Origin of the sequence: Amorphus sp. 3PC139-8 (assembly GCF_040750475.1) — a bacterium.
Taxonomy (GTDB): domain Bacteria; phylum Pseudomonadota; class Alphaproteobacteria; order Rhizobiales; family Amorphaceae; genus Amorphus.
The window spans coordinates 1-2,211 of the sequence record NZ_JABJVY010000069.1 but is presented as its reverse complement, the minus strand read 5'-3'; the positions used below and the strand labels follow the sequence as shown (position 1 = coordinate 2,211).

At 63.0% G+C, this 2,211-nt stretch carries 2 protein-coding genes; one reads left to right on the top strand and one right to left on the bottom strand.

Annotation, left to right across the window (positions count from 1 at the left end; translation table 11 throughout):
- Window positions 1–91: 91 nt before the first annotated feature.
- Window positions 92–946 (bottom strand): branched-chain amino acid aminotransferase, encoded by an 855-nt coding sequence (locus HNS03_RS25625; protein ID WP_367198877.1) that lies wholly within the window; start codon window positions 944–946, stop codon window positions 92–94.
- Between the two features lie 391 nt (window positions 947–1,337).
- Between HNS03_RS25625 and HNS03_RS25620 the strand changes: the two genes are divergently transcribed.
- Window positions 1,338–2,000: a haloacid dehalogenase type II gene (locus HNS03_RS25620; protein ID WP_367198876.1), complete on the top strand. Its 663-nt coding sequence runs from the start codon at window positions 1,338–1,340 to the stop codon at window positions 1,998–2,000.
- Window positions 2,001–2,211: the final 211 nt, after the last annotated feature.

Here is a 2,211-nt window from a genome sequence, read left to right as displayed (position 1 = left end):
GCCTCCACCCAGCAGGCAGCTTGAATCAGATCCAACCCCTCAAGGGAATCCCATTTCCGATTCAAAAACCAAATGACGCGCTCTAAGCGCGTTAGCTGTGCGCCCAGTCCCAGTAGAGTTCGCGTGCGCGCTTGGCGACCGGTCCGGGCTGAAGATCCCGGTCTTCGATCCGCGTGACCGGGCCGACCTTGGAGTAGTTTCCGGTGGTGAAGATCTCGTCGGCGTCCAGGAAGTCGGCGACCTTCAGCGTGGTCGCCTGAACGTCGAACCCATCACGCCCCAGAAGGTCTATCACTCGGCTCCGAGTCACGCCGGCGAGGAAGGACCCGTTCGAGGCCGGAGTCGCGACCTTGCCATCCTTGACCAGGAACACATTCGAGGTGGCAAGCTCGGCCACGTTGCCGAGCATGTCCAGCACCAGCGCGTTGTCGAACCCGCGGTCACGCGCTTCTGTCAGCGCGCGCGCGTTGTTCGGATAAAGACATCCGGCCTTGGCATTGGTCGGCATCGTCTCCAGCGACGGACGACGGAAGCGGGACACCGTGACCGAAATTCCCGTCGCCGGCGGCATCGGCGTCTCGTAGAGGCAGAGGCAAAAACGCGTGGTCTCCGGATCCGGGGCCACCGCCATGAAGCCACCATCCTCGGCCCAGTACATCGGCCGGATATAGAGAGCGGTGTCGGGGGCGAACTTGCCGACCCCTTCCTGAGTGAGCTCCATGATCGCGCCCGCAGACATGGTCGGCTTCAGCCCAAGCGCCTCGGCGGAGCGGTTCACGCGGGCGCAGTGCTGATCCAGGTCCGGCATGACGCCTTCGAACGAGCGCGCACCGTCGAACACCACGGAGCACAGCCAGGCCGCATGATCGCGCGGCCCCATGATCGACGGATTTCCATTGATCCACTCGCCGTCGAGCCACGTCCACGTCTCAGACCATTGCACCATCAGACCGCTTCCTTTTTTGCACGGAACCTTCCCGGCTCAACGCAAGCCTTCGTTTCAAGTCCCACAACAGTCGCTAGAACCTTTTCCCAGGCGAAGGGGAAACCGCTGCGCCGTCCCGCGAACGCGCGGCAACCGGACGTCAAATGTCAAATTCGCCCCATGAACCGTCAACCTCGCCCATCGTCGCAAGAAAATTCTTTCTTGGATGGCGAAAAACGGGAACGATCCTCCGGGGCGGAGCGTCTTGCGTTCGCACGATCGCGGTAAATGTCGCACCGTCCGAAATCCGATTTGCGATTCTCGCACTTGCGAGCCGGCAACCGGCTGTGCAGAACGGAAAGAGTGCGAGCGCCGATATGGCACACGGATCGCCGCCAATGAGGAGAGCGCCATGGCCCACGCCGTCTATGTATTCGACGCCTACGGCACCCTCTTCGACGTTCACGCCGCAGTGCGCCGCCATGCCGATGCCATCGGAGCCGATGCCCAGCGCATTTCGGAAATCTGGCGGCAGAAGCAGCTCGAATATTCCTGGGTGCGTGCCCTTATGGGCCGCTATGTCGACTTCTGGAGCCTGACGGAGCAAGGTCTCGACTTCGCGCTCACCAAGGTCCCCGATGCCGATCCGGATCTGCGCGAGCGCCTGCTCGACGCCTACCGCCATCTCGACTGCTATCCGGAGGTGCCGAAGGTTTTGACGGCGCTGCGCGAAAAAGGCGCGCGTCTTGCGATCCTCTCGAACGGCTCGCCGGCCATGCTGGAGAGCGCGGCCTCTTCGGCCGGCATTGCGGATCTGTTCGAGGAGATCGTGTCCGTCGACGAAATCCGCACCTATAAGACCGCCGAAGCGGTGTACGAGCTGGTGACCACGCGCTTCAAGGTGTTTCCGGAAGCCGTCTCGTTCCAGTCGTCGAACCGCTGGGACATTGCCGGCGCGACGGCTTTCGGCTTCCGTTCGGTCTGGCTGAACCGCACCGCCCAGCCGGACGAGTACAAGGATTTGCCGCCGGCGGCCGTGCTGCCGTCACTCGATGGACTTTTGACGCTGACTTAGAGCGGGATGCGGTGGGAAGGCCGCTACCCCACTTTCGCTGCGTTGCGAGGCTAGCGCGCGACCGCGCGCCGGCCGATAGGCCGCGTCCGCGCAGCCGTGAGCAGAGCGAACCGGCGTGAGCGGCAAAATCCATCCGGAAAACCGGTGCCCACTTTTCCTCATCCCGCGAGATCAACCCCTTCGGACCCTGTCCGAAGGGATGAGTTGATCG

Bases quoted from the DNA above. Each gene is read 5' to 3' on its own strand.
- HNS03_RS25625 (WP_367198877.1), bottom strand. From the start codon at position 946: ATGGTGCAATGGTCTGAGACGTGGACGTGGCTCGACGGCGAGTGGATC.
- HNS03_RS25620 (WP_367198876.1), top strand. From the start codon at position 1,338: ATGGCCCACGCCGTCTATGTATTCGACGCCTACGGCACCCTCTTCGAC.